16 protein-coding genes and 2 tRNA genes are annotated in these 22,044 nt (G+C 52.6%); 4 read left to right on the forward strand and 14 right to left on the reverse strand.

Annotation, left to right across the window (positions count from 1 at the left end; all coding sequences use genetic code 11):
• Positions 1-127: 127 nt before the first annotated feature.
• The 3 genes from AC4FIC_RS11810 to AC4FIC_RS11820 form a co-directional block, all read right to left on the reverse strand.
• Positions 128-204, reverse strand: a tRNA-Pro gene (locus AC4FIC_RS11810).
• A gap of 36 nt (positions 205-240) precedes the next feature.
• Positions 241-330, reverse strand: a tRNA-Ser gene (locus AC4FIC_RS11815).
• A 150-nt stretch (positions 331-480) separates the two neighbouring features.
• Entirely contained in the window at positions 481-1,062 is a 582-nt protein-coding gene (locus AC4FIC_RS11820) for a nitroreductase family protein (RefSeq protein WP_100257658.1), read from the reverse strand.
• A 101-nt stretch (positions 1,063-1,163) separates the two neighbouring features.
• On the opposite strand from AC4FIC_RS11820, the gene AC4FIC_RS11825 reads away from it, so the two are divergent.
• Entirely contained in the window at positions 1,164-2,606 is a 1,443-nt protein-coding gene (locus tag AC4FIC_RS11825) for an adenylate/guanylate cyclase domain-containing protein (protein ID WP_100257659.1), read from the forward strand.
• A gap of 1 nt (position 2,607) precedes the next feature.
• Here AC4FIC_RS11825 and queF read toward each other — a convergent pair whose 3' ends face one another.
• The 11 genes from queF to zwf form a co-directional block, all read right to left on the reverse strand.
• Positions 2,608-3,429 carry an NADPH-dependent 7-cyano-7-deazaguanine reductase QueF gene (queF, locus tag AC4FIC_RS11830; protein ID WP_100257660.1) on the reverse strand — a complete coding sequence of 274 codons (822 nt, stop codon included), beginning with the start codon at positions 3,427-3,429 and terminating at the stop codon, positions 2,608-2,610.
• Positions 3,430-3,439: 10 nt separating this feature from the next.
• Positions 3,440-4,210: an ABC transporter permease gene (locus AC4FIC_RS11835; RefSeq protein WP_100257661.1), complete on the reverse strand. Its 771-nt coding sequence runs from the start codon at positions 4,208-4,210 to the stop codon at positions 3,440-3,442.
• A complete protein-coding gene (locus tag AC4FIC_RS11840) occupies positions 4,207-5,148 on the reverse strand; it encodes an ABC transporter ATP-binding protein (protein WP_100257662.1) in 942 nt (313 codons plus the stop codon). Before AC4FIC_RS11840 ends, AC4FIC_RS11835 begins: the two co-directional genes overlap by 4 nt.
• A 188-nt stretch (positions 5,149-5,336) precedes the next feature.
• The gene (locus AC4FIC_RS11845; RefSeq protein ID WP_100257663.1) at positions 5,337-6,575 is read right to left on the reverse strand and encodes a DUF4032 domain-containing protein; all 1,239 of its coding nucleotides are present in this window, start codon (positions 6,573-6,575) and stop codon (positions 5,337-5,339) included.
• A gap of 189 nt (positions 6,576-6,764) precedes the next feature.
• Positions 6,765-7,859 (reverse strand): ABC transporter ATP-binding protein, encoded by a 1,095-nt coding sequence (locus AC4FIC_RS11850; RefSeq protein ID WP_100257664.1) that lies wholly within the window; start codon positions 7,857-7,859, stop codon positions 6,765-6,767.
• Positions 7,860-8,161: 302 nt separating this feature from the next.
• Positions 8,162-10,354, reverse strand: coding sequence for a 4-alpha-glucanotransferase (malQ, locus tag AC4FIC_RS11855; RefSeq protein ID WP_100257665.1), 2,193 nt, complete (start codon positions 10,352-10,354; stop codon positions 8,162-8,164).
• A gap of 328 nt (positions 10,355-10,682) precedes the next feature.
• On the reverse strand, positions 10,683-11,309 hold the full coding sequence (locus tag AC4FIC_RS11860; RefSeq protein ID WP_100257666.1) for a bifunctional 4-hydroxy-2-oxoglutarate aldolase/2-dehydro-3-deoxy-phosphogluconate aldolase: 627 nt from the start codon (positions 11,307-11,309) through the stop codon (positions 10,683-10,685).
• 54 nt (positions 11,310-11,363) lie between these two features.
• The gene (gene glk, locus AC4FIC_RS11865; RefSeq protein WP_100257667.1) at positions 11,364-12,374 is read right to left on the reverse strand and encodes a glucokinase; all 1,011 of its coding nucleotides are present in this window, start codon (positions 12,372-12,374) and stop codon (positions 11,364-11,366) included.
• Between the two features lie 3 nt (positions 12,375-12,377).
• A complete protein-coding gene (gene edd / locus AC4FIC_RS11870) occupies positions 12,378-14,204 on the reverse strand; it encodes a phosphogluconate dehydratase (protein WP_100257668.1) in 1,827 nt (608 codons plus the stop codon).
• A gap of 16 nt (positions 14,205-14,220) precedes the next feature.
• On the reverse strand, positions 14,221-14,916 hold the full coding sequence (gene pgl, locus AC4FIC_RS11875; protein WP_100257669.1) for a 6-phosphogluconolactonase: 696 nt from the start codon (positions 14,914-14,916) through the stop codon (positions 14,221-14,223).
• Between the two features lie 19 nt (positions 14,917-14,935).
• The gene (zwf, locus tag AC4FIC_RS11880) at positions 14,936-16,417 is read right to left on the reverse strand and encodes a glucose-6-phosphate dehydrogenase (protein WP_100257670.1); all 1,482 of its coding nucleotides are present in this window, start codon (positions 16,415-16,417) and stop codon (positions 14,936-14,938) included.
• A gap of 265 nt (positions 16,418-16,682) precedes the next feature.
• On the opposite strand from zwf, the gene hexR reads away from it, so the two are divergent.
• The 3 genes from hexR (at position 16,683) to aceE (ending at position 22,032) form a co-directional block, all read left to right on the forward strand.
• The gene (gene hexR / locus AC4FIC_RS11885; RefSeq protein ID WP_100257671.1) at positions 16,683-17,543 is read left to right on the forward strand and encodes a transcriptional regulator HexR; all 861 of its coding nucleotides are present in this window, start codon (positions 16,683-16,685) and stop codon (positions 17,541-17,543) included.
• A gap of 126 nt (positions 17,544-17,669) precedes the next feature.
• Positions 17,670-19,118: a pyruvate kinase gene (gene pyk / locus AC4FIC_RS11890; protein ID WP_273285772.1), complete on the forward strand. Its 1,449-nt coding sequence runs from the start codon at positions 17,670-17,672 to the stop codon at positions 19,116-19,118.
• Positions 19,119-19,374: 256 nt separating this feature from the next.
• Complete coding sequence (gene aceE, locus AC4FIC_RS11895; protein WP_100257672.1) at positions 19,375-22,032, forward strand: pyruvate dehydrogenase (acetyl-transferring), homodimeric type; 2,658 nt, start codon at positions 19,375-19,377, stop codon at positions 22,030-22,032.
• Positions 22,033-22,044: the final 12 nt, after the last annotated feature.

Below are 22,044 nucleotides of genomic sequence, written 5' to 3' on the forward strand. Positions count from 1 at the left end.
CAGGTGGAATAGTACTGAGATCTTGAATGGGTCGGAGCAGAGGGATTCGGACTGGACCGCATTCGGCCACGACCCTGGGGTCTGGCGGTTCGCGTCGAGCAGGTGGAATAGTACTGAGATCTTGAATTGGTCGGAGCAGAGGGATTCGAACCCCCGACCCTCTGGTCCCAAACCAGATGCGCTACCAAGCTGCGCTATGCTCCGACTTCAAGATAGATACCTTTGCAGATACCAATACTATGGCGGTGAGTGAGAGATTCGAACTCTCGAAACGATTCCTCGTTTACACGCTTTCCAGGCGTGCTCCTTAAGCCACTCGGACAACTCACCTAACAAACTGAACAGGGTATAGACAGTTCATGCCGTGCCAGCGATGCTAAAAAGTAAACATCACTAAAACGGTGCCGAACTTTAGCTAAAATAAACCCGGATGGCAAGGATTGTTTAAAGAAAACAATGGCTTAGCACTAAGGATCTAGGCTACAGCGGGCTGAATTGGCTAACAAAGTCATCCTGCGACAGCTCCGGAACGCTTTTATCCGCTGTTGTTGCGGTTCCCACATACAGATAACCGACCAATTGATCATCTGCCCCAAGACCCAATGCACGATGAACCGCTGGTGTATAACAGCTTTCGCCGGTGCGCCAAACCGAGCCAAAACCCAAGGCGCGCAGCGCCAAGGACAGACCATAAACAGCGCAGCCGGTCGCTAGCAACTGCTCACTCGCCGGAACCTTCGGATGCTCGGTTAGGTGGGCATAACAAAGGATCACCAAGGGTGCCCGCAACGGACCGTTGACAAGCTTATCGACCTGAGCATCGGTCAATTCCGGCTGCGCTAACAGCATCGCCTGGGCCAGCACAGCGCCCAAGGCTTGGCGTTGGTCACCCTGGGCCTCAACGAAGCGCCAGGGTCGCAATCGGCCATGATCCGGTGCTCGGAATGCGGCCTGATAACAGCTGGCCATCTGATCACTGTTCGGTGCCGGGGCTGTTAAACGTGGATGTGAAACTCGTTGTTGGAGCCCGGTTAAAAAATCAGTATTTTCTATAAAAGTCATCGTTCGGCCCATGATCTTGGCGTTATTTTAAGGTACATTAGAACTGGTGTTTATCAGAGTGCGTGGTGTGCGCATTATGACACTTTCAGGTGAATCTAACTATGATCACGCGACCGTCCGTCAATTCCGCCGCAACCACTGGTCTCGACCAGAACACCACCCAGGAATTGGAGCTATTTGACGACTTTACTATCCTGCCCATTTCGGCTGAATTCAATTCACGTTCCATTGTCTATTTAACCTTGGGCGGAACCCTGCTCAGTACCTTAGGCTATGGTTCTATTTCACAATTTTTTGTGCTGATAGTGGGTTTTTGTTTAGCCTATCCAACCCTGATCCGTTACCTGAGCCTACCCCTGAGACGGCGCTATCCAAAACAAATCGGCTATCTGTTGATCTTGTTTGATGCCCTGTTCATTGGCATCATTCTAGTGGCTATGGGCTTGCCCGTTATGCCGTCCATTTTTATCCTGATTATGGCCAATGCCAGCTTTATCGCCATCGGCCAGGCCTTGGCCTACCTGCTGTGTTTGATGTCGCTTGGCGCTGGGGCCGGGGGTATGTATCTTCTGCTGCCCGACTTTGAGCTCACCGAACCTGTGTTAGTAACCAGCCTAATCGCGGCCTTGGGCACCGGCCTATATGTTGCTACTACTGCTTTCTATACTAATCAGTCAGCACGTCGACTCAAGGCGGCACGATTGGAAATGTATAAGCAAAATGAACGCTATCGGACCCTATCGCGCAAGGTCTCCAAATACCTGTCGCCGCAGGTCTGGGCCAATATCTTTAGTGGCAAGCAGGACGTGAAGTTGGAGACCCAGCGCAAACAGCTGGTAATATTTTTCTCGGACATCAAGGGCTTCAGTGAATTGTCGGAACAGATGGAGGCTGAAGCCCTCACCGACCTGATCAATACCTATCTAACCGCGATGAGCCGCATCGTTATGAAATACGGTGGTACCATCGATAAGTTTATCGGCGACGCCATCATGGTATTTTTTGGCGATCCGGACACCAAGGGTGTCAAACGCGATGCCGAAGCCTGCGTGGCCATGGCCATTGAAATGCGTAAGCAGATGAAAATCCTGCGCCAGCGTTGGAAAGCCCAGGGCATTCAACATCCGCTGGAAATCCGTATGGGCATTAATACCGGCTATTGTACGGTCGGTAACTTTGGGGCGGAGACTCGCATGGACTACACGCTGCTGGGCAAGGAAGTGAACTTGGCGTCACGTCTGGAATCGGCAGCCGAGCCGAGCGAAATCCTAATTTCCTATGAAACCTTTTCCCTAGTACAGGATCGTATTCTCTGCACGGCAAAGGGGCAGATTAAGGCCAAAGGTTTCAGTCGCCCTATTCCCGTTTACCAAGTGGTCGACTTTCGCAGGGACTTAGGCGCACGGCGATCATTTACCGAGTTGGACCTCGATGGTTTTTCGGTGTCGGTGGATATGGAGAAAATTAAAAATTACGAAAAAGAAAAGATTATCGATGCCTTAGAAAAAATAAAGAAGTCCCTGATCGGCCGGGACCTCAACTAGTCTACTGGCGAATATGGCGAATGTTGTTGACCACCGCGCTCGGATCATCACTGCGAAATGGGTTGATATCCAGACCACCGCGACGGATATAACGGGCATAGACGGTCAATTTGTCGCACTGGCAGGCCGACTTCAAATCGACAAAAATTCGCTCCACACACTGCTCATGAAATTCATTGTGCTGTCGAAAAGAAATCAAATAGCGCAGTAAAGTTGCTCGATCGATCTGCGGCCCGGTGTAGTCAATATAGACACTGCCCCAATCGGGCTGTCCGGTGACCAGGCAATTGGACTTCAGCAGGTGTGACACTAGCTGTTCGCTGACCACCGTGTCGCTGACCACCAAACCGCCCGGGCTCGGTTGATAATTCTCGATTTCGATATCCAGGTCATCAATACATTCGGCCGAGTCGGACTGAAACACCAGGCTACTCGGCTCGGCGTTGAGGGCAATAACCTTGACCTGCACCGGACTGTTCGCCGCCGACGAAAGGTCTTGAACGAGCCGCTGTTGCACCTGCTCGTCATCGTCAAACCGAGTTTGGTTGAAGCTGTTCAAATACAGTTTTAACGACTTCGATTCGACGATATTCGGTGACCCGGCTGGCACGCTAAATTCGGCTAGCGCAACCCGCGGCTTGCCGCGTGCATTGAGCCATGACAACTCATAGGCATTCCAAATATCAACGCCGGAAAAAGGTAGATCCGTCGTGAGGCCGAGCTCCAAGCGCTTGTCGAGTCGCGGTATCGGGAACAACAAGGAGGCATCGTATTGGTCAGCATAAGCACTGCTTTTACCCAATGGTGAGTATTCTGGTTTCATTCAATTATTCCTAAGTTCTCAGGCCGCGACCGGTAGTCAGCAGATAAAGGGCCCAGCCGCCTAAGGCCAGCACAAAACAGATTAGCATCACGAAGGCAAAGCCAATCGGAATGTCGGACACGCCAATGATGCCATATCGGAAGGTGTTGACCATATAGAGCACCGGATTGAGATGACTCACCACCTGCCAAAAGTCGGGTAACAGCGACACCGAGTAAAACACCCCACCCAGGTATGTGAGGGGGGTTAAGATAAAGGTCGGGACAATGGTGACGTCATCAAACTTGGTGGCGTAAACGGCGTTAATAAGCCCGGCCAATGAAAAAACAATGGCGGTTAATAGGGTTACCGACACCGTCACCCAAAGGTGTTTCACGCTCAAATCAGCAAACCATAGACTCAAGACCATGACGATTGCGCCACAGGCAATACCGCGAGCAACACCGCCAATAACAAAGCCGGACAGAATAATCCAATTGGGCACCGGGGCGACCAGAAGTTCTTCTAGTGAGCGCTGGAACTTGTTGGAAAAAAAACTCGAACTGACATTGCCATAGCTGTTGGTAATCACCGACATCATGATCAAACCCGGTACGATAAACTCCATATAATCGAAGCCGCCCATCTGCCCGATGCGGCTGCCGATCAGATTGCCAAATATCACAAAATACAGCACCATGGTGATCGCCGGCGGTAGCAGCGTTTGCGGCCAGATACGCAAAAAGCGCTTAACCTCTTTTTCCACGATAGAGGAAAACGCGACCCAGTAAGGATGACTCATAATTTTGCCGCCTGTTGTTCGTTCTGGTGATCAGTGAGGTCGACAAATAACTCTTCGAGTCGATTGGTCTTGGGCCGAATGCTCATAGCCTGTAGATTGTGACGGCTGAACAGCGCAAAAATTTCATTCAGGCTGTCGCCCCTATTAATATGAAATTCAATACTGTGGTCATCGACCATAAAAGCCCCGAAGGCTGCCAGTTCGGCCGGCAGTTCCAGCACGGTTTCTTGGATGTCGGCGATAAAGGTCGACTTATCCTTACCCTTGAGCATTTCCTTGGTTGGACCCTGGGCAATAATTTCGCCATGGCCAATGATCGCCAAGTTACGGCAAAGGGATTCGGCTTCTTCCAGATAATGGGTCGTCAGGATGATCGTGGTGCCCTGATCGTTGAGCTCTTTCAGGAACACCCACATAGAGCGCCGAATCTCAATGTCGACGCCGGCCGTGGGCTCATCCAGGATCAGCATAGACGGTTCGTGTACCAGGGCTCGGGCAATCATCAGGCGCCGTTTCATGCCACCGGACAGCATCCGCGCCTGGTTGTCGCGCTTGTCCCATAAATCCAGCTTTTTGAGGTATTTCTCCGCGCGCTGGTGCGCCAGCTTGCGCGGCAAACCATAGTAGCCGGCCTGCTGAACGATGATGTCATTGACCTTCTCGAAGGCATTGAAATTGAATTCTTGCGGCACCACGCCCAGGGTACGCTTGACCTGCTCGCGCTGTGAAACCAGGTCAAAGCCATTGACCTTCACAGACCCGCCGGTTTTATTGACCAGCGACGAGACAATTCCTAAACAGGTCGACTTTCCGGCACCGTTTGGCCCCAAGAGCGCAAAGAAATCCCCCTGTGGAACTTGTAAATCGATGCCCTTTAGGGCTTGAAAGCCATTGTCGTAGGTTTTAATTAAATGTGATATTTCTAGGGCATTCGCCATGGCGTTCTCAGTAAAGATTGGGGTTGGATGATAGTAGCCCCTATAGATGGGTGCTAGCCATTCGATTTCAATAGTGCCAGTTGATGTCCTGAGTCTAAGGGCAGGAGCTCCAGTGCCCGAGATGCTCCTGGCGTCGCATCGATAAAAGTCTGGTACGGTCAAATATGCAGGTTTAACGGCCTGCTCTGCTAGGAGTTGCGCCGCCGTAATACCGTATCGATATAGCTTTGTGACGCAAATGGCATCCCTACATCGGCGTGGGTCGCCTCGCTTAAGTACCAGCGATGCTCCAAAATTTCATGAAAGATTTCAGCGTCATCGAGACCACCTTTCAATTCTATAGGGATATTCTGTACCGATGGGTTAAATATTTCCGAAATCCAGCGATAGGCCGCAACGGGTAAGGGAACGTCACGACCTTCCTGCTCGGAGAGGGTAATTCGATAGCGATTCAAACTATTCAGCAACCGCCGAGCCTGATTCTCCTGCACCTGAAACCCAGTTAAAGCGGCCAAGCGACGCTTATGATGCCAGTGCTCAACCACACGCGGCACCATGCGCACCTGCTTGCCGTCATCAACGGTGGTAATTTCCATCTCTTCGACATCGAAACCTAGATCGTTAAGTCGACTAATGCGTTTTTCGATCAAAAACTGATCTTCTGGATTGAATATTTCAAAATGCGTGAGCTCAGCCCACAAGTTGTTGTAGCGATCCAATAAGGAGTCTGCCAGGTCAACGGGATCCATTTGGCCGGGCAATCCGAATGATGCCTCGATGTCCATCAGATCCCCGGCTATATTGGTATGCGCCAGGTCCAAATCGTGCTCCCGACGACGATCGGTGAGTTCATCGAGCAATTCGCCGGTTTCGGCGTCGACCAGATAGGCTGCCATCAGCCCGGCATCGCGTTTGAAAAGCGCATTCGAAAAAGAACAGTCGCCCCAATAAAAGCCGGATAAGTGCAGGCGGACTAGCAGTTCGGCCAAGGCATCAAGCATTTGATGCATTTGCTTCGGTGAAATGCCCTGCTGAACGATATTACGATAGGGTAAGGCGCCCACCATATAGTTGGTTATCAACAGGCCACGGTTGTGCAGATCCACGGTCCTGGGTTTGGCGACCGACAAATAGGTTGAGCCACTGACATTTTCATCACGATTGGTAACCAGGCCCACGGGCTCAACCACCGGCAAGCCAAGTTCCTGCAATTCTCGCAACAGTCGATATTCTTTTTGCGCGATGGGCGTTGATAATTCTTTTAACGCATAAACCTGGTCTTTGTGCGAAATAAACTTGACCACATTGCGATGAATACCGCGCGCCACTTCGACAAAGTACTCTTCCGGCCAATCGTTAAGGTGTCGCGACCAGGGTAGGCGCAAATCGGTGAAGTAGTGGCTCGGTGACGCTATTTGAAATTTCATGACGACCTCAAAGATGAAACACAGGGCTAAATAAGAGCCCACAACCTAGACACGAAGGCAGCGCCAGAGTATAGGTTTTTTAACGGTAGAGCTCAAAGGGTTCAGCACGGGTCGCCGATTCACAAAACGCTCAGGCATTAAAAAAGCCGACATGGGCCGGCTTCAAGTCATAATAATGTGCCTGAACGACTAGAGGCGTTGATCCGTTTCGCCGTCGAACAGATGCAATTTATCGGTATTGATATGTAATTCTAGGTTGTTGCCCAGCTGCGGTGTGCGGTGCACATCCATCTTGGCAATAAAGGGCTTCTTCTCACTGCTCATCGTCATATGAACGACAACTTCATGACCCAAAGTCTCAATAATGGTCACTTTACCGGCGATCGACGCGGTGTTCTTCCATTCGTGCTCAGCCGCATCGCGGACATGCTCTGGACGGAAACCAACATAGACTTCCTTACCCTTACGGGCCTCGATGCCCGCTTTCCAGAAGGCCGGTGCGGCAATGGTCACGTCGGTATGAGAGAGGGTTTTGCCATCATCAGATACTTTCATCTTGATGATATTCATGTTCGGCGTGCCAATGAACTGAGCGACAAAGACATTCGCGGGCGTGTCATATAGGTCTAAGGGGGTACCGACCTGGCGCAGGTTACCATCGTGCAACACCGCGATGCGATCGCCCATGGTCATGGCTTCAACCTGGTCATGGGTTACATAGACCGAGGTAATGCCAAGGCGCTTCTGTAGGTTGGCAATTTCGGCGCGCATTTGCACCCGCAATTCGGCATCCAGGTTTGACAACGGCTCGTCAAACAAAAACACCGACGGCTTGCGCACAATTGCTCGACCCAAGGCGACCCGTTGACGCTGGCCACCGGACAAGGCTTTGGGTTTACGATCGAGCAGTTGCGCCAAGCCTAGAGTGTCCGCGGCTTCGGTAACCAAACGATCAATTTCATCTTTCGCCATCTTGCGTAAGCGCAAACCGAAGGCGATATTTTCATAAACGGTCATATGGGGATAGAGCGCATAGCTCTGAAACACCATGGCAACATCGCGATCTTTCGGGTGAACGGTGTTAACAACCCGATCACCAATATAGAGTTTACCGTCGGTTATTTCTTCTAAACCGGCAATCATACGTAGGGTGGTAGATTTACCACAACCGGAAGGTCCGACTAAAACCATGAATTCTTTATCACGGATTTCGAGGTCTAAACCCTTGATGATATTTACATCACCATAGCTTTTAATTACGTTTTCAAACTTAATACTGGCCATCTGTGTTCACTCTTTTATCGTCGTTTGAAGCGTTGCTCGCCAGTATCTAGACTGGGAGCCCATGCGGCGATTACCCAAAGGTAAATAAGCCTATATCGCCATTTTGTAGTTTTATTACAGCTTGATATCCAATGGACTCATTATAGACGTAATTATACTACCAAATGCAAGTATAAATTCACAACAGCTGACCCAAGTCATGGTGCCTAGATTAACAAACCGAGGAAATTCATAGGCTGTAGCGGGTCGAGGCGGTGAAACATTTAGCCGGAATCGACGCGAGGGCCGAAGCGTTACCGCCACTAAAGCTGACGCAAGCCGGTAATATCACGACAAAATTGTTGAATATCGGACTGGGCAAACAATTCTTGGCTACTTCGGTCCAGTTTGCGTCGCCAATTGGGATACTCATGACTGGTACCGGGAATGTTGACCGGCTTATTGATCATCATCATATCTTCAAGCTGGATCGCCACTATTTGCGAGCGACTCGAGGCCAGTTGTTTATGGATGGCAAAGCACAGCGCCTGCGTCATGGCTGCTAAATCTGCTGGATCGAGGCTGACCCCCTGGGGTAGGCGGCCGTGCTTCTGTAATAACGCGAGAATCAGGCCTTTGGCCTGTTCACGGCGGGCCTGCTCGTCGACAAAATCCTCGTCGGTGGCGAACATATTTAACTGGTTGCGCAGATCCAAGTCGCTCTTGTTCCAAAAAGCCCTGACGGTCGGCATATCATGGTTGCAGACGATTGCCAGCGCCTTGCTGGCGTAGTCTTGTGGTTCGGTACAGACGACGCCGTCCATTTCAAAATAAAACACCTTATTGGAATAGAGCTCGGCTTGAGGAAAGAACGCCGTCACCTCTTCCGGCACGGTGCCCAAATCTTCGGCAATAACCATACATTGGTTGCGCTGAGACTCGAGTGTCAGGATTCCCAGCAAATCGAACAGGTCGTAATAAACATACGCCCCAAATGCAGCTGTTTTGCCTGGCGGGCACCACCACAGACGCAACAGAGCCAAAGCATGATCGATCCGTAACGCGCCACAGGCACGCATGTTATTGCGCAATAAGGTAATAAAGGTTTGATATCCTTCCTGCTTCAGTTTAATCGGGTCCAGCGGTGGCAGCCCCCAATTCTGACCATTGGGACCCAAGGCATCGGGTGGTGCACCGACCGCCGCGCTCAGGCAAAAATTCTCTTTATTGCTCCAGACCTCGGCACCGCCACGGTCGGCACCGACCGCCAAATCTCGATATAGGCCAATTTTCATGCCCAGGTCCTTGGCTAACTGGTTAACGTTTTGCAGCTGCTCATCGGCAATGAATTGCAAATAAGTCCAATAGTTCAGTTCCCGTTCGTGCTCGGCGGCAAACTCGGCCACCGCCTCGGAGCGATAATCTTGATAGGCCTCGGGCCAAACTGGCCAGCCCCATGCGTTAATATCAAGGGCTTTAAAATGCGCCAACAAGGCATCAAAGAGGACATGATTGCGTAATGGCTCGCCCTGGGAGCGAACAAATTCATTGTACGATCGCTCACGTGCAGTGCCTTTGCCAAGATGATTTTTGCAGAAGAGTGCAAAAAGCGCTTCAAAAAATTCAAACTTTAACGCACTCACCCCGGCATAGTCGACATCGTCACAGGCGCGTAAAGCGGTTACGCGGGCAGCAAAGGTTTTAGTGGTTATTTTTCGTTGCAGGGCCGGTGACGCTAGAAATTCCGGTACATCGGGTATGTTGGTGTACAGGACATTTAAAAAGCTGCGATTCGACGGGCTATAAGGGCTGCAATGATCAGGGCTAATGGGGTATAGGGCATGGATTGGATTCAAGCCAATAACATCGGCACCGGCGCTGGCCATATCGCGAATCAGTTGCGCTAAATCGCCGAAATCTCCCATGCCCCAATTGGACTCAGAGCGCAGGGTGTAGAGCTGAATCGCAGTTCCCCAGGTCTTATCCCCGCGCCGCATCGGCTCGCTGTGATAACTGGTTTTCGGGGTCACAATCAGCGGCGAGGTCATTGTGGATTCACCGACACTAACTTGAATCTGATGGTAACCCAAGGGCAAATCCATGGGCAACGGCAGAATACGCCGCACATGTTGAATGTGACCCATCCAATAATCGCCGGTCTGGTTTAGGCCGTCCAAATGAAAGGACCCCTCAAGCCGTGAGCCCGTTTCACAGGTGATGGACCAATGGCCCGCCTGACTCAACTCGTAATTTTTAACATAGATATTGATGCCCCAGTAATCTCTTAGCGGCGACAATACGGTAATAGGTTCCAGTAACTGATTCCATTGGTGGGTATCGAGCTGCCAGGCATCGTGGGCTAGCTTTGCTTCGTCCTCAAGCTCGTAACCCATGGCACTGAGAATTAATTCAATATTTTCGAATGGAACCTGTGCCTCATTGCCTTGATAATCAACAAAGCTGGTGGAAATTTTGCGTAGATGAGCAATTTTTGAAGCCAGCTCATAGTTCGCCATCGGTCACTCCTTAGGACATTTGATTTACGGCGGAGTGCTCGATCACAATCACTCTTGATTCGCCCTATCGTATTTGCCCGACAGTGTAGAGTAGAGCTTCAGAAAGTACGCCTTGAAAAGGATCCAACTGGGAAGGATTTTCAACCAGGTGGAGTTCGGGCTTTTGGTATCGACTGATAGTGCGCGCTTAGCAGCCAAACGTGACCACCTCAGCAAGCCCGGGTGCCGCTGAACTAGCGCAATGCAGCTCGGAAAACGGTGACCGGCAAGCCAGCTTGATGTGGTGCATGGGTTACCTGCCAGCACTTGTTTCAACCGGTTAAGCCAGTTAAACCAAAAAACAGGCTTGCCGGGCCAATGCCTCTATTCGGTCCCAGTCTTGTTCTGCGAGTGCATCCGATGGTACCAGCCAGGAGCCACCGACACAGGTAACATTGTCTAGGGCTAAATAGTCTTTAAAGTTTTTTACTGAAATGCCACCCGTTGGGCAGAAACGAACCTTGGGAAAGGGGCCGGCAAAGGATTTTAGGGCCGCTGTGCCACCTGCCGCTTCGGCTGGGAAAAACTTAAAATGCTCATACCCTAACTCCAAGCCTTGCATCATCTCCGAGACGGTTGCGATCGCCGGTAGGAAAGGCAGCTCGACCCGTTTGCCTTCGGCCAGCAGCGCCGGTGTGGCGCCCGGGCTGATCGCGAAATCGGCGCCGATGCGCACCAACTCGTGGAGCTGCTCGACTCGGGTTACAGTACCTGCGCCGACGATAACGCCCGCGACGGTTTTCATCGCCTCAATCACCGCCATGGCATTGGCCGTGCGCAAGGTGACTTCCAATACGTTTAAGCCACCGGCTTTCAGCGCCTGCGCTAGTGGGATGGCATCCTCGACTCGCTCCACGGCCAACACCGGCATTACCGGATAGGCCTGGGTCATTATATCTTCAAGCGTATAGTTCATTCAGCAATTCTCTTATTTTGTTATTGACCAACATTCGGCTGACCAAGACTCTTATCAGTCCCACAATTTATAGTTGACGCGTTGGTTTAACACGGCGGCCGAGCCTAATAGACCAGGTTGTTTGGCGACCACCACATAGGTGGGTATGGGGGTCACGAAACCGGATAGGCGTGCCTTGTCATCGAAGCGGCTGCGAAATTCACTCTGCGCAAAGAAATCGATAAAGCGCGGAATAATACCCCCGGTGATATAGAGACCCCCTTTAGCGCCAAGAGTTAGGGCAACATCCCCGGCATAGCTGCCGACTATTGCGCAAAATTGCGCCAAAGCCTGGCTGCAGATCGGGTCTGTTTGCGCCACCGCTGCGGTGGAAATTTCCGGGGCGGTTAAGAATTTTTCGGCGCCCTGCATGGCCGTCAAGGCGCTGTATATGTTCTCCAAACCCATACCGGAAATAAGTCGTTCATTTGAAACGCGGCTGTATTTTTTCAACAAGAAACGCAGAATGTCAATTTCAGTCTCGGTGGTCGGTGCATAGTGTGCATGCCCCCCTTCGGTCTCCAGGGTGACCGGGCCGACCGCACTGAACGCTAGCGCCGCGAGACCCAAGCCGGTGCCCGGGCCGGTTACGGCGATGGGCATACCCTTAACCGCCGCGCCGGGGCCGACCTGGATCAAATCGGCTTCATCGAGATGCGGAATGGCATTGGCCAGGGCGTTGTAATCGTTGATAAACTTTAGGCTGGTCAAACCCGTGGCCGCCTTCAATTCCGAGACCTTGAAGGCCCAGGTATGGTTGGTCATACTGATCTGATCTTGATCCGTCGGGCAGGCGATGGCCATCACTGCATGGGCCGGACGGGCATAGCCTTTGGCGGGGCCCGACAGATAGGCTTCTATTGCGTCACCAATGGTGGCGTAATGCGCACCATTTAAGGCCGTAGGCGCAATCAATTCGGCTTCACGAATGACCAGTTCCTGACCCGCCGCCAAGGTGTGTATCGGTGCCAAGGCAAAACGCGCATTGGTGCCGCCAATATCGGCAATTAGACCTAATTCTTGCATGCACTACTCCTCAAAATCTTCAAAACGAAATACGGTAGCACCCTCTTCCGGCGTACTGACGGCCATGCGCATATGGGCAAACAACTCACGGCCAACGCCAAAGTGGCTGGCCGATAAATCGGCCGAGGCGAGACTGCGGCGGCTGAGTTCTTGTTCTGTCAGACGAACCGCTAAAACGCCGGTATGGGTGTTTAAATAGATTATATCGCCCTCTTGAATACGGGCCAACGGACCGCCTATGGCGGCTTCCGGCGACACGTGAATGGCCGCAGGCACCTTGCCGGAGGCACCGCTCATACGGCCATCCGTTACCAGGCCGACCTTATAGCCCTTGTCCTGCAATACGCCGAGCAACGGTGTCAACTTGTGCAACTCTGGCATGCCGTTGGCTTTTGGACCCTGAAAACGGACCACGACCATGCAATCCCGATCGAGTTGCCCTGCGTCAAAGGCCGCCTGCAAGTCGTGCTGGCTGTCAAAGATAACCGCGGGGGCCTCAATGATTTTCTGAGTTTCTTTAAGCGCTGAGCTCTTGATTACACCGATACCCAAATTGCCATCCAAGACCTGCAGGCCACCTTCCAGACTAAAGGGTTCGGTAATGGGCCGAACGATGTCCTTATTGAGCGATGCCACGGTGCCGGCCTTAAACACAACCTGGCCGGCCTCGATAAAGGGCTCTTGGGTATAGCGATGCAGGCCCTGACCCATAATGGTGGTCACGTCCTCATGCAGCAAATCGCCCTCGAGCAATTGGCCGATGACATAGGGCAAACCCCCGGCAGCGTGGAAATGATTCACATCGGCCATACCGTTGGGGTAGACCCGTGCAATCGAGGGTACAATTTTCGACAGATCGGCAAAATCTTGCCAAGTCAAAATAATGCCTGCGGCACGCGCCATAGCAATCAGGTGAATGGTCAGGTTGGTGGATCCACCCGTCGCATGCAGACCGACAATGCCGTTAACAAAGGCCTTTTCAGTGAGGATGGCATAGAGCGGTGTGTACTGACCATTCTGCCGTGTGATGCGCAAAACTTGACTGGTGGCTTCGGCGGTCAACAGGTCGCGCAGTGAATTTTCCGGATTGACAAAGCTACTGCCCGGCAGATGCAAGCCCATAATCTCCATCAACATCTGATTGGTGTTGGCTGTGCCATAAAAGGTGCAGGTGCCGGCACTGTGGTACGAATCCGATTCGGCCTGTAACAACTCATCACGGCCCACCTTACCCTGAGCATATTCTTGGCGAATGCGGGCTTTTTCGTCGTTGGGCAAACCGCTCGGCATGGGCCCGGCTGGGACAAAAATAGTGGGCAAATAGCCAAAGCGCAGAGCACCCATGACCAGACCGGGGACGATCTTATCGCATACGCCCAAATACATCGCCGCGTCGAACATGTTGTGCGACAGGCCAATGGCCGCCGACATGGCGATGTTGTCTCGACTGAACAGGCTCAGCTCCATCCCCGGCTGACCCTGAGTCACGCCATCGCACATGGCCGCGGTGGCGCCGGCTACTTGGGCGGTGCAGCCCATCTCACCTGCCGCCTGTTTAATGATGGCCGGAAAACGCTGGTAGGGCTGGTGCGCGCTGAGCATATCGTTATAGGAGGTAATGATGCCGATATGAGCCGCGTTCATCATTTTAATGGTGTTTTTGGTTGCCGGCTCGCAGGCGGCAAAGCCGTGCGCCAGATTGCCACAGGACAGTTGCTTGCGATCGGGGATGTTATCGCCTGCCTGCTGCATCCTGGCCAAATATTTGGCTCGGGATTTGGCACTGCGCGCGACGATTCGATCGGTAATTTTCTGTACGGTGAGGCTCATGGAGATCTCCGGTTAGTTAGCTGGCAAAGAAGATGGCCAACGGGCTCTGCTCTTGTTTTAACACACTGCGCACCGGCAGCGACTCAATCGGACCGTCTTGCCAGGCTTCGGTTAACACGTCTAACTTGGCATCACCGGTCAGATGCAAAACCAACCAGCGGCTGGCTAAGATCCGCTGTAAGGTTAGCGTCATCCGAGCGTGAGGGGCGGTGAGTGGCAAGGTGGCGCAACAGGGCTGAGGATTGGTCAAATCGAGACAATCGCTTAGGGTAGCGGCACCCGGGAAAAACGAGGCAGTGTGGCCATCTTCACCCATGCCCAAGACCACCACGCTGAACTGCTCAGGCAAGACTGACAAACTAACGCTCAGCTCCGCAAGCGCATCCTTAGGGTGCTCGTGCTCGGTTTTCAAGGCGATAAAACGGGCTGCTGCGGCATGGTGGATCAGGAGATTTTCGCGCACCAGCCTCTCGTTGCTGGCCTCGTCGGCCTTATCGACCCAGCGTTCATCGACCAGGGTCACCCAAACATGGGGCCAATCGATATCGGCTCGACTGAGACGTTGCAGTAGATCGACCGGCGTGCGCCCACCGGACACGGCGAGGCTGGCCACGCCGAAGGCCAGCAGGTCGGCGCTTAGACGCGCGACTATTTGCTCCGACAACTGCTGGGTTAGGCTGTCTCGATCTGGAAAAATCTGCGGTGTAATCATCGCGCTTAGAGCTCCTTAATTATTTGGATTCATGCCAAGATCGGCCATCGCGAGCGGTCAACTCGAAGGACGCTTGCGGCCCCCAGCTGCCCGCGGGGTAGCTGTGTGGTTCGACCGTTGAAACCGACCACTCATCGAGTATCGCATCGGCCCAGACCCAGGCGGCCTCAACCTCATCACGATGCACGAAGAGCGTGGAATTACCGCGCATCACATCGAGAATGAGCCGCTCATAGGCTTCGGGGACGCGCACTTCGGCAAAACGATCGGGCATGGTTAGGTTCAGGGTGACCGGCATAACTGGCATGCCTTCACTAAGCCCCGGAATTTTATTCATCATGGAGAGCTGTATCGATTCCTCCGGCTGCAGCCGAATCACTAGCTTATTGGGCAGTAGATTCGACGTTGACGGGAAAATAGAGTGCGGCACACTTTTAAACTGAATAACGATTTCGCTAAAACGGGATGGTAAACGCTTGCCCGTGCGCAAGAAGAAGGGGACACCCCGCCAGCGCCAATTATGGAGCTCGGCTTTAATCGCCACGAAGGTTTCAGTGCTCGATTCGGGCTTACCACCGGGCTCTTCTTTATAGCCGGGTACCGCCTTGCCGGCCATATTGCCGGCACCATATTGGGCTCGAATCGCGTTGCGGCGGACCTGATCGGGCGACATGGTTTTGAGCGATTTAAGCACCTTGATTTTTTCGGCTCGCACCGCTTCCGGCTCGAGTGAAACGGGTACGCCCATGGCCACTAGGCACAGGAGCTGGAGCATGTGGTTTTGGATCATATCGCGCAGCGCACCGGAATCGTCGTAATAACCCCAGCGCCCCTCGCAACCGACCGTCTCTGACACGGTAATCTGGACATTATCAATATGGGAGTTGGACCAAACCGGCTCGAATAAGGCGTTGGCAAAGCGCAGTGCCAATAGATTCTGTACCGTTTCCTTGCCCAGATAATGGTCGATTCGGTAGATATTGTTTTCGGGGAAGACCTTGGCGACCGCGTCGTTGATCACCTTCGATGAGGCCAATGATTTGCCGATCGGCTTTTCCAACACCACCCGACTGGACGGCGAAATAAGACCGGCTGCGGCCAGGTTCTCACAGATAGGACCAAAGAACTGCGGTGCGGTGGACAGATAATAAACCGTGTCCTGAGCTTCGAACTCGCTACCCAAGGCACGCTTTAGCTTGGCAAAGGACGCTGGATCTTTGGCGTCCACAGCAATGTAATCGAGTCGCTCAGAGAAGGTTGACCAGAGATTTTCGTCCCAATCTTCGGCACCAATAAATTCGTCAAACCCGGCCCGGACCAGAGCCCGGTATGCCTCGCCGCCCAGATCGCTGCGCGAGGCCCCTATTATTCGGGCACTGCCGCAAATATGACCATCGCGTTCGAGATGATAGAGCGCCGGCAACAGCTTGCGGATTGCCAAATCGCCATTGCCACCAAAAATTACGACATTGCAGTGGACCGGGGTGATAACTGGGTTCATCTTACTCCTGACTAAAAGTGTAAATGTAGCTTTATTTCATTAAAGGCAGTAAATTAGGCATTCAATCACTTTTCACGTAATTTTACTACATAATAACCAGCATAATTCTTGATAATACAATGCTTTATTGGTTTGAACCTTTACAATGTGGGCTTAAATGACGTTTCCTCGGGCAAACACACGATTGCTAGAGCTGGATCACTTTACCTTGAAGTTGTTGATTTCCTACAATTCTAAGGCAATCAAAATTGGAACAAAAACTACAATGACTGCCAATATATTAGATCGCCTTAAATCCAACCCAAGTTGCCTCAGTAAAAGCGAACGCAAGGTCGCCGTCGTTATCCTTAATGATCCCAACAAAGCCATCCGCTCCAGTATAGCCAGCCTGGCTAAGGCGGCGGATGTCTCAGAGCCGACCGTCAATCGCTTTTGCCGCAGCTTGGACTGTACCGGCTTCCCGGATTTTAAGCTAAAGCTGGCGCAATGTCTGGCGACGGGCACCCCCTATGTGAATCGCAATGTCGAGCCGAACGATCGGGTCGAGGATTACAGCAGCAAAATTTTTGAGGCGACCATGAGCGCGATTAGCGACGCCAAGCGCTCAATCGACCCAAACGCACTGAGCCGCGCGGTTGACGCCCTGTCTCAAGCTCGGCGCATTGAATTTTATGGCCTAGGCGCGTCCGGTAGCGTAGCCATGGACGCTCAGCATAAGTTTTTCCGACTCAATACGCCCTGTGTGCACTATACCGATGTACTGCAGCAACGCATGGCCGCCGCCGCCGCCAAACCTGGGGATGTAGTAGTCATCATCTCTAATACCGGCCGAACCATCTCGCTGGTTGAAACTGCCCAGATCGCCCGTGATTCGGGTGCCACGGTGATCGCCCTGACCTCGCCCCACTCGCCCTTGGCCGCCAACAGCAACATTCTGTTGGGTGTCGACAGTCCAGAAAATACCGACATGTATACCCCCATGACGTCGCGTATCGTGCATCTGACCCTATTAGATGTCATGGCGACCGGCGTAACGCTTAAGTTAGGGCCTGAATTCCAAAGCCATCTAAAACGAATCAAGGCGGCCCTGACTGATACACGTTACAAACTTGAAGATGCCGACTAACATAATGCTTAGAGACAGTTGCCGTGCAACTAACTTTAAGCATTGCTCGTGCTTTAGTTCGGTGGCGAGCCGTATCGACCTTCACTAAAGGCCTCTGGCCGAGAACAGCGAGAACCCACAATGACCATGCGACGCACCAAGATTGTAACCACTCTGGGCCCGGCGACAGATCGAGAAGGCGTGCTCGAACAACTGTTACAGGCCGGCGCCAATACGGTTCGCTTAAACTTTTCGCATGGTAGCCCGGCCGACCATCAGCGCCGGGCAGAACAGGTGCGGGCCATCACGGCCCACCTGGGTTTGCCGCAAGTGGCCATTATGGCCGATTTACAGGGTCCGAAAATTCGCATTGCCTGCTTTAAAGACGACGCCAAGATAGAGTTGATCGTCGGCCAAGCCTTTGTCCTCGATGCAGACTTCGACAAGCACCTTGGCAGCCATGAGCGGGTCGGCATCGACTACCCCGCACTGGCCAGCGATAGCCAGGTCGGCGACATCTATTTGCTAGACGATGGCCGCGTCAAGGTCCAGGTTGAGCAAGTCGCAGCGAATGCGGTCCATACGCGGGTTATTCAGGGTGGCCCGCTGTCTAACAATAAGGGCATTAACAAGTTAGGCGGCGGCCTCTCAGCCGCAGCGCTGACCAGCAAAGACAAGGCAGATATACTCACCGCCGCTGAAATTGGCGTCGACTATGTCGCGGTGTCCTTTCCGCGCAGCGCGCAGGACATGATCGAGGCGCGCCAGCTGCTCAATGCGGCGGGCTCCAGTGCAGAACTGATTGCCAAACTGGAACGTGCTGAAGCGACCTTGGACCACGACAACCTAGATCAAATCATCCTCGCATCCGATGTCGTGATGGTCGCCCGCGGCGACCTGGGCGTGGAAATCGGCGATGCAGAGCTGATCGGGGTGCAAAAACATATCATCAAGCGGGCCCGAACTTTGGATCGCATCGTGATCACGGCCACCCAGATGATGGAATCGATGATCGACAATCCATTTCCGACCCGGGCGGAGGTGTTCGACGTCGCCAATGCCGTTCTGGATGGCACCGACGCCATCATGTGCTCGGCCGAAACGGCCGTAGGCAAATACCCTATTGAAACCGTCAAGGCGATGCACGACATTTGCCTGGGTGCCGAACGACACAAGCTGACCACCGTGTCACGCCACCGCATTGGCACGGAGTTCAAGCGTATCGACGAAACCATCGCCATGACAGTCATGTATGCCGCCAATCATCTGCGCGGCGTCACAGCCATCCTGTGCATGACCGAATCGGGCTCCACACCCCTGTGGATGTCGCGAATCAGCTCCGGCTTGCCGATTTATGCCCTGACCCGACACGACAGCACTGCACGCAGGGTCGCCCTGTACCGAGGTGTCGAGGCCATCCCATTTGATAACACCGCTCATGCCGGTGATCAGGTAAATCGACTCGCGGTCGACGAAGTGAAGCGACGCGGCAGGGTCAAGGACGGCGACCTCGTCATTTTGGCCTATGGCGATCATCAAGGGGTGCATGGCGGGTCGAACACATTTAAGATTGTAAGTGTTGGTAATATCCTGTAAAAAGACACCTAATAAAAAATCATTGATAACGGCAGCTTCGGCTGCCGTTTTCTATTTAGGGCGACAAAAAAAGCGGAATTTCGCCCTTTCTGAAAATGTCGCTAACAGCGACATCTTCGATTTACCGGCTCGAGTATCGAGTTTACTGCGGCTAGGGCGCTAAATAATAATTCGCCTCGGTTGCTGAGCTTGACTGAATTTTTAACACTTACTACGGCATTGGTCCGTTAACCATTGGGGAAGAGGGTTTAACTCTATGGAACATGATATTGATACCATTGAAACGCAAGAGTGGCTCGACGCACTAAGTTCTGTAGTGCGCGAAGAAGGCGCTGATCGCGCGCAATTCTTATTGAAACGGCTTTCTGACCAGGTGACACACACGGGCGACTCGGTCCCCTTTGCTATTAATACACCCTTTCGCAATACCATCCGTTTGGAAGAAGAACCTAAATACCCCGGTGACAACGAGCTGGAGCGAAAAATCCGCGCCATCATTCGTTGGAACGCGGTCGCCATGGTGGTTCGCGCCAACAAGTCCGGCGATGATCTGGGTGGCCATATTTCCAGCTTCCAGTCTTCTGCGACCCTCTATGACATTGGCTTTAACCACTTTTGGCGGGCACCTACCGCGACCCATCCGGGTGACATGGTCTACTTCCAAGGCCATATATCCCCGGGTATCTACGCACGCTCCTTCGTTGAAGGTCGGTTAAGCGAAGACCAATTGCACAACTTTCGTCGTGAAGTCGACGGTAATGGCCTGTCGTCCTATCCGCACCCCTGGTTGATGCCCGATTACTGGCAGTTCCCGACCGTTTCGATGGGCTTGGGACCGATACAGGCAATCTATCAGGCGCATGTTATGCGCTATATGGAAAACCACGAAAAGATTGAAAAAGGTGGCCGAGTTTGGGCGTTCCTGGGTGACGGCGAGATGGACGAGCCGGAATCCTTAGGCGCTATATCGCTCGCCGGTCGCGAGAACCTAGACAACCTCAATTTTGTCGTCAACTGCAACCTGCAGCGGCTCGACGGGCCGGTGCGCGGCAACGGTAAGATCATCCAAGAATTGGAAGGTATGTTCCGCGGCGCTGGCTGGAATGTGGTCAAGGTCGTCTGGGGTCGCCATTGGGATCGACTGTTTGCTAACGATACCAAAGGCTTGTTGCAAAAACGTATGGACGAGGTCGTCGATGGCGAATTGCAATCCTATAAATCTCATGGCGGCAGCTACACTCGTGAGCACTTCTTTGGTAAGTATCCTGAATTGGCGGAATTGGTTAAAGATCTCTCCGATGAGGATATCTTCCGTTTGAACCGTGGTGGCCACGACCCTTATAAGGTGTATGCGGCGTTCAATCGTGCGGTTAACGACAACAACGGCAAACCGACTGTCATCTTGGCGCATACCGTCAAGGGTTATGGCATCGAAGCCGGTGAAGCGAAGAACATGACTCATTCGCTGAAAAAACTATCGGTTGATGACCTAAAGCAGTTCCGTGACCGATGCGGTGTGCCCGTTTCCGATGCCGATCTCGATGCAGGTCAGATTCCTTTTTATCGTCCGGACGAAAATAGTCCTGAGATGCAGTACATCCGCAACCACCGGAATACCTTGGGCGGTTATATCCCGATCCGTCGCAGAGAAGCCGAAGGCAAGGTCACCGTGCCAACGCTCGAGGCCTTCGACTCGATCACCAAAGATTCTGGTGACCGTGAGATATCCACCACGATGAACTTCGTTCGTCTGTTATCCCAGTTGATGAAAGACAAGGCGATCGGCGAACGTATCGTGCCGATTGTCCCGGACGAAGCCCGGACCTTTGGTATGGAAGGCATGTTCCGCCAATTTGGTATCTATTCGGCATTGGGACAGACCTATATCCCGCAGGATAAGAATCAGGTCATGTGGTACAAAGAAGATCTCAAAGGCCAAATTCTGCAAGAGGGTATCAACGAATCCGGTGCCATGAGCTCGTGGATTGCCGCGGCGACCTCTTACAGTACCTATAATTACCAGCTGGTGCCGTTCTACGCCTACTATTCCATGTTTGGTTTCCAGCGTATCGGTGACTTGGCTTGGGCCGCAGGCGATTTGCAGGCACGGGGCTTCTTGATTGGCGCGACCTCCGGTCGGACCACCCTCAACGGTGAGGGTTTGCAGCATCAGGATGGCCACAGTCATATACTGGCTGGCACCATTCCGAACTGTGTGACCTATGACGCTACCTATGGCTATGAAATTGCCACCATCGTCCAAGACGGTTTACGCCGGATGATCGAGAATCAGGAAAATGTTTTCTACTACATTACCACCCTGAACGAGAACTACCAGCATCCCGGCTTAGAGCCTGAGATGATCGATGGCATCAAGAAAGGCATGTATTTGCTGGAAGATGGCGTTAAGAAGAGCAAGCAGGCTGTGCAGCTGTTCGGCTCTGGCTCCATCTTGCAGGAAGTTCGTGCCGCAGCCGAAATGCTGCGTAACGACTATAAAGTCGAAGTCGATGTTTGGGCGGTCACCAGCTATAACGAACTGACCCGTGATGGTCTTGAAGTCGACCGGCAGAACCTCTTGCATCCGGAAGCGGACCAGGCTGAAGCCTATGTCACGCAGATGCTCAAAGCGCGCCGTGGGCCAGTTATTTCGGCCAGTGACTATATGAAAAACTATGGTAATCAGATCCGCAAGTGGGTACCCCAGTCCTATACCGTGTTGGGTACCGATGGGTTTGGCCGCAGTGACTCGCGCGCCAAGCTGCGTCACTTCTTTGAAGTAGATCGCAACTGGATCACGGTGGCGGCATTAAAAGCCTTGGCCGATGAGGGTGTGATCGAAGCCAAGGTAGTGACCAAAGCGATTAAAAAATATGCATTGGACGTCAACAAACCCAATCCAATGACAGTATGATTGCCGAATTAG

This window comes from Reinekea sp. (genome assembly GCF_982785585.1).